This is a genomic window from Caulobacter sp. S45, from assembly GCF_903642205.1.
Classification (GTDB): Bacteria; Pseudomonadota; Alphaproteobacteria; order Caulobacterales; family Caulobacteraceae; genus CAHJWH01.
Map to the genome: position 1 here is coordinate 1 of NZ_CAHJWH010000176.1, position 6,129 is coordinate 6,129.

The window sequence follows — 6,129 nt, forward strand, 5'->3', positions numbered from 1 at the left end:
CCAAGATCGCGCTCGGCTCCGGCGGGCTGCTCGGCAAGGGCTATGGGCTGGGCTCCCAGAGCCAGCTGAACTTCCTGCCCGAGAAGCACACCGACTTCATCTTCGCCACCTTCGCCGAGCAGTTCGGCCTGATCGGCTGCCTGACGCTGCTGGCGCTCTACGGCGCGATCATCTTCATCGCGCTCCGCACCGCGATGAGCTCGCACAGCCATTTCGGCCGGCTGGCGGCGGGAGGCGTGACGGCGACCTTCGCCTTCTACATCCTGGTCAACGCCTCGATGGTGATGGGCATGGCCCCGGTGGTGGGCGTGCCCATGCCGCTGCTCTCCTACGGCGGGACCGAGGTGCTGACGGTGATGATCGGGTTCGGGCTGGTGCAGGCGGTGCGGGTGCACCGGCACTCGGAAGTCACCAGCGGCAAGGGCTCGCTGATGTGAGGCAGGCGAGATCAAGATGCTCCCCCTGTGGCGTAGCCGACTGAGGGGGCCGACGCGAAGCGGCGGCGCAGCCCCCTCCACCAGCTTCGCTGGTCCCCCTCCCCCACAGGGAGAGGATCAAGTACGCCCTACCGCCGCCGGAACTGCGGCCTCTGACCCGGCGGCCTTGGCGCGCCTTCGGTCTTGTGGCGGAAGGTGATGCGGCCCTTGGTGAGGTCGTAGGGGGTCATCTCGACGGTGACGCGGTCGCCGACCAGCGTCCTGATCTTGTTCCGCTTCATGCGGCCTGCGGTGTAGGCCAGCACGGTGTGGGCGTTGTCGAGCTGCACCCGGTAGCGCCCTTCGGGCAGCAGTTCGGTGACGATGCCGTCGAACTCGATGAACTCTTCTTTGGTGGACATGCGGCTTAGGTGACCTGCAGCTTCATGGCGGCGACTCCGCGCGGGTTAACTTTGGAAGTGCCGTAGCCGACCTGACGGTTCACGTACAGGCCGGCCACAGGCGGCGGTTCAGGCGTCGGCGGGGTGCCAGCTGGGCCGCGAGGCGCGGACCGGGGCGGTCTCGCCGCCACGACCAGGGCCGCTTTGACGCTGGGCGCCCTGGGTCTGAGCGCCACCGTTTGCGGCGCCCTGGCGTTGGCCACCCTGACGCTGGCCGCCTTGGCCTTCGGCAGAACGGCCCTGGCCGGGACCGCGGGGCTGCCCCTGGCCGCCGCCAGCATTGCGAGGCCGCGCGTGTGGATGCCCTCCGCCCGGCGCGGCGTTGCCAGCCTGCTGGTGCGCGGGCCGGCCACGGCCGCGGTTGCGGTCGCCCGCGGCTTCCACCGGCTCCGGCTTGTCGCCGCCGGCCAGGCGCGTGGCCTTGGCCATGGTGGCGAGGGCGCGGTCCTTGCGCCGGTCCTCTGTGGGGATGTTTTGGCGGGTGAGCTTCTGGATGTCCTTCAGCAGCGGACGCTCGTCGTCGGCGCACAGGCTGATGGCCTGGCCCGTCGCGCCGGCCCGGGCGGTCCGCCCGATGCGGTGGACGTAGGACTCCGGCACGTTGGGCAGCTCGAAGTTGATCACGTGGCTGACCAGGTCGATGTCGATGCCGCGCGCGGCGATGTCGGTGGCCACCAGCGCCCGGCAGTTCCCCGCCTTGAAGGCGGCGAGCGCCTTTTCGCGCTGGCCCTGCGACTTGTCGCCGTGGATCGCCTGAGCGGGTACGCCGCCGCCTTCCAAGTGCTTGGCCACCCGGTCGGCGCCGCGCTTGGTGCGGGTGAAGACGATGGTGCGGGTCAGCTTGGCGTCGGCGAACAGCTCCGACAGCATCTCGCGCTTCATGTCGGCTTCCACGAAGATCAGGCGCTGGTCCACCCGCTCATGGGTCGGCGCATGCGGCGTGACCGAGACGCGGAACGGGTCGTTCAGCAGATCGCTCGCCAGCTTGCCAATCTCGCCCGGCATGGTGGCCGAGAAGAACAGGTTGGTGCGGGTCTTGGGCAGGGTCGAGACGATGCGCCGGATCGGCTGCAGGAAGCCGAGGTCGAGCATCTGGTCGGCCTCGTCGAGCACGAAGATCTCGGTCTCGCCGAGGTTGGCGGTCTTCTCGCCCATGTGGTCGATCAGCCGGCCGGGAGTGGCCACCAGGATGTCGACGCCGGCGGCCAGCGCCTTCATCTGCGGCCCGTACTTCACCCCGCCGAAGATGGTGGCGACGGTGAAGCCAAGGTGCTTGCCATAGGTGCGGAAGCTCTCGGCGATCTGGCTGGCCAGCTCGCGGGTCGGCGACAGCACGAGCACTCTGGCGCCGCGCCGGGGCGCGGGCTTCCGGGTGGCGTCCAGCCGGTGCAGGATCGGCAGGGCGAAGGCGGCGGTCTTGCCGGTGCCGGTCTGGGCGATGCCCAGCAGGTCACGCCCCGCCATGACGGCGGGGATGGCCTGGGCCTGGATGGGGGTGGGGGTCTCGTAGCCTTCGCTCTTCAAGGCTTTCAGCAGGGCCGGGTTGAGGCCGAGGTCGGTGAACTGGGTCATCGGGTGTCGTTTCGTACAGGCGCGCATCGCGGCGGCCGAACGTATCGGTCGCGCCTGTGACGGCGGATCAGCGGGGGATCGCCCCGCGTGCCTGGGCGAACTATGCGGACGTATCAGGGCGCTCAACAGGCGGACCAGGTGAACCCGGTCCCCACGCGGCTGGAGCGCCGATCATGCGCGAGCTTGACCCGCGGATCGTCACTGTATCAACGCTGAAATGCGAAAAGTCAAGCTGAGCGCAGATGAGCGTCGATCGACTCCGCAGTTGTCAGGAGCCAGGCTGCCCCTCGCCCGGCGCGAACTCCCGGCTATTGCAGCTCTCCCGTGAGTCCGATCGCCTTGGCGCGGGCGGTGAAGCGGTCGATCTCGGCCGGGCTTGGCCGGGATTGCGGCTGGAAGCTCGACGCCTCAGACGCTGACGGTTAGCGCCGCGTCGGTGGCGCGCACAAGGGCGCTGATCGTGCCGGGCTCGGTGGAGGCGTGCCCTGCGTCCCAGACGATCTCGAACCTCGCGTCGGGCAGAGCGGCCTTAAGCTTCCAGGCAGAGTCCATAGGCGTCACCACGTCGAAGCGGCCCTGCACGATCCAGGTCGGGATCTGGCGCAGACGCGGGGCCTGATCCAGCAGCCAGCCGTCGTGGGCGAAAAAGCCGCCGTTGCGGAAGAAATGACATTCGATACGGGCGAAGGCGACGGCGAAGGCGCTCTCATTGAACTTGGACGGTCGCGCCTCGGGCCCGCGGATGGAGATGGTGTCGCCTTCCCAGCGGCTCCAGGCGTTGGCCGCCTCGGCCTGGACGGCCGGATCGTCGTGGGTCAGGCGGCGGTGGTAGGCGGTCAGGAGGTCGCCTCGCTCCTCCACCGGGATAGGCGCCAGGAAGCGCTCCCAGGCGTCCGGGAAGATCATCGAGGCGCCGTCCTGGTAGAACCAGTGCAGCTCGCGCCGGGTCAGCAGGAAGATGCCGCGCAGCACCAGGGCCGACACCCGCTCGGGGTGGGTGGCGGCGTAGGCAAGGGCCAGGGTGGAGCCCCAGGAGCCGCCGAACACCGCCCACTTCTCCACGCCGGCGCGCTCGCGTAGCCGCTCGATGTCGGCGATCAGGTCCCAGGTGGTGTTGTCCTCCAGCAGCGCGTTCGGGCGCGACCGGCCGCAGCCGCGCTGGTCAAACAGGGTCATGCGCCAGCGCGCCGGGTCGAAGAAGCGGCGCATGGTGGCGTTGATGGCGCCGCCCGGGCCGCCGTGCAGGATCACGCAGGGCCGGCCGTCGCGGGCGCCGCAGGTCTCGTAGTAAACCTCGTGACGACCTCCCGCCTGGACCCAGCCGGACTCGAAGGGCTCGTTCTCCGGGTACAGAGTCCGCCGGCCGGCGCCGGACGGAACGACCCCGCTGGAACTGTCCAAGCTGCTCATGAGACCGTCGCGCGCTCCACGCCTGCGCAACTAGCGCCTTGCGCCTGCGGGGGCCAGAGCCGTGACGCCCCGGCCACGCTTGACGCCCTCGCCCGCACGCCTAGTGTGGCCGGGTTCTCCGGAGGGCCGCATTCGAGCGGCTGAGAGGCGGGTAGTCCCGCGATCCGCCGAACCTGATCCGGGTCATGCCGGCGAAGGGAGGGAACAGGGGTTCATCATGCCCGTGATCCGTCCCGCTGGTACGCCCCTGGTCGGTTGCTGACGTCCTGCGTCGCCTTGTCCTTCGACAGGCTCAGGATGAGGCGATTGCAGAGGTTGGCGCGCTGTGGACTTGGCCCTGCAGGCCAGGCCGGCGCCTCCTTCACAGTCCGCTTCATCCTGAGCTTGTCGAAGGACGAGGCGGCGGCGCCCACGAACGAGGCCGCTCATGAACGCCCCCACCCCCCGCATCCTCCCTGCCGGCAAGATCGACACCGGCGAGATCGGGGGCTCCCAGAAGGTCTACCAGGCGGGCGTGCTGCACCCCGACATCCGCGTGCCCTTCCGCGAGGTGAAGGTGCACCCCTCCGCCGACGAGCCGCCGGTGACCATCTACGATCCGTCGGGCCCCTTCACCGACCCGGCCGCCAGCGTGGACATCGAGCAGGGCCTGGCCCGGCCCCGCCTGGCCTGGGTCACCGCCCGCGGCGACGTGGAGCCCGTGGCCGGCCGCGCAGTGAAGCCGGAGGACAACGGCAACGTGTCGCCTAACTACCTGGTGCCTGAGTTCCCTAATCGGCCGCCCATCCTGCGCGCCAGGCCCGGCCAGACCGTCACCCAGATGGCCTACGCCCGGCGCGGGATCATCACGCCGGAGATGGAGTTCGTCGCCATCCGCGAGAACCTCCGCCGCGAGATGATCAAGGACCTGATCAGCGACGGCGAGGCCTTCGGCGCCGAGCTGCCCATGAACGTCACGGCCGAGTTCATCCGCGACGAGATCGCCCGCGGCCGCGCCGTGCTTCCGGCCAACATCAACCACACCGAGCTGGAGCCGATGGCCATCGGCCGCAACCTGCTGGTCAAGATCAACGCCAACATCGGCAACTCCGCGGTCACCTCCACGGTGGCCGAGGAGGTGGAGAAGATGGTCTTCGCCATCCGCTGGGGCGCGGACACGGTGATGGACCTCTCCACGGGGCGCAACATCCACAACATCCGCGAGTGGATCGTGCGCAACTCGCCGGTGCCCATCGGGACGGTGCCGATCTACCAGGCTCTGGAGAAGGTCGACGGCATCGCCGAGGACCTGACCTGGGAGGTGTTCCGCGACACCCTGATCGAACAGGCCGAGCAGGGCGTGGACTACTTCACCATCCACGCGGGCGTGCGCCTGCCCTACATCCCCCTGACTGCCAAGCGCGTCACCGGCATCGTGTCGCGCGGCGGCTCGATCATGGCCAAGTGGTGCCTGGCCCACCACCGCGAGAACTTCCTCTACGAGCGGTTCGAAGAGATCTGCGAGATCATGGCCGCCTACGACGTCTCGTTCAGCCTGGGCGATGGCCTCCGCCCCGGCTCCATCGCCGACGCCAACGACGCCGCCCAGTTCGCCGAGCTGGAGACCCTGGGCGAGCTGACCCAGGTGGCCTGGAAGCACGCCGTGCAGGTGATGATCGAGGGCCCTGGCCACGTGCCGCTGCATAAGATCAAGGCCAACATGGATAAGCAGCTGCGCATCTGCCACGAGGCGCCCTTCTATACGCTCGGGCCGCTGACCACCGACGTGGCGCCGGGCTACGACCACATCACCAGCGCCATCGGCGCGGCCATGATCGGCTGGTTCGGCACCGCCATGCTCTGCTACGTCACGCCCAAGGAGCACCTGGGCCTGCCCGACAAGCAGGACGTCAAGGACGGGGTGATCGCCTACAAGATCGCCGCCCACGCCGCCGACCTCGCCAAGGGCCACCCCGCCGCGAGAGCGTGGGACGATGCGCTGAGCCGCGCGCGCTTCGAGTTCCGCTGGGAAGACCAGTTCAACCTCGGCATGGACCCGGAGACCGCCCGCAAGTACCACGACGCCACGCTCCCGAAGGAGGCGCATAAGACCGCCCACTTCTGCTCCATGTGCGGCCCGAAATTCTGCTCCATGAAGATCAGCCAGGAGATCAGGGACACCGCTCGCGGGCAGAACGATGTGGCGGTGGCGACCTCGGAAGCCGGCATGGCGCAGATGAGCGAGAAGTTCAGGGAGCTGGGCGGGGAGATCTACCAGCCGGTCTAGGCCG

General features: G+C 69.1%; 5 protein-coding genes and 1 riboswitch. Of the genes, 2 read left to right on the forward strand and 3 right to left on the reverse strand.

What is annotated here, in order from left to right; all coding sequences use genetic code 11:
• Positions 1–437, forward strand: a 437-nt coding sequence (locus HUV06_RS14100; protein ID WP_174301888.1) for an FtsW/RodA/SpoVE family cell cycle protein, incomplete at its 5' end; no start/stop codon positions are given.
• A gap of 128 nt (positions 438–565) precedes the next feature.
• Here HUV06_RS14100 and infA read toward each other — a convergent pair.
• The 3 genes from infA to pip all read right to left on the reverse strand — a co-directional run bounded on the left by infA (position 566) and on the right by pip (position 3,859).
• A complete protein-coding gene (gene infA, locus HUV06_RS14105; protein ID WP_174301889.1) occupies positions 566–838 on the reverse strand; it encodes a translation initiation factor IF-1 in 273 nt (90 codons plus the stop codon).
• A 108-nt stretch (positions 839–946) separates the two neighbouring features.
• Positions 947–2,449 carry a DEAD/DEAH box helicase gene (locus tag HUV06_RS14110; protein ID WP_174301890.1) on the reverse strand — a complete coding sequence of 501 codons (1,503 nt, stop codon included), beginning with the start codon at positions 2,447–2,449 and terminating at the stop codon, positions 947–949.
• A 408-nt stretch (positions 2,450–2,857) separates the two neighbouring features.
• Positions 2,858–3,859 carry a prolyl aminopeptidase gene (pip, locus tag HUV06_RS14115; protein WP_174301891.1) on the reverse strand — a complete coding sequence of 334 codons (1,002 nt, stop codon included), beginning with the start codon at positions 3,857–3,859 and terminating at the stop codon, positions 2,858–2,860.
• Positions 3,860–3,968: 109 nt separating this feature from the next.
• Positions 3,969–4,076, forward strand: a riboswitch (TPP riboswitch).
• A 210-nt stretch (positions 4,077–4,286) separates the two neighbouring features.
• Between pip and thiC the strand changes: the two genes are divergently transcribed.
• Entirely contained in the window at positions 4,287–6,125 is a 1,839-nt protein-coding gene (gene thiC / locus HUV06_RS14120) for a phosphomethylpyrimidine synthase ThiC (protein WP_174301892.1), read from the forward strand.
• Positions 6,126–6,129: the final 4 nt, after the last annotated feature.

What these genes read in the sequence shown, in the direction of transcription:
- infA (WP_174301889.1), bottom strand. Translation starts at nt 838, where the DNA reads ATGTCCACCAAAGAAGAGTTCATCGAGTTCGACGGCATCGTCACCGAA.
- HUV06_RS14110 (WP_174301890.1), bottom strand. Translation starts at nt 2,449, where the DNA reads ATGACCCAGTTCACCGACCTCGGCCTCAACCCGGCCCTGCTGAAAGCC.
- pip (WP_174301891.1), bottom strand. Translation starts at nt 3,859, where the DNA reads ATGAGCAGCTTGGACAGTTCCAGCGGGGTCGTTCCGTCCGGCGCCGGC.
- thiC (WP_174301892.1), top strand. Translation starts at nt 4,287, where the DNA reads ATGAACGCCCCCACCCCCCGCATCCTCCCTGCCGGCAAGATCGACACC.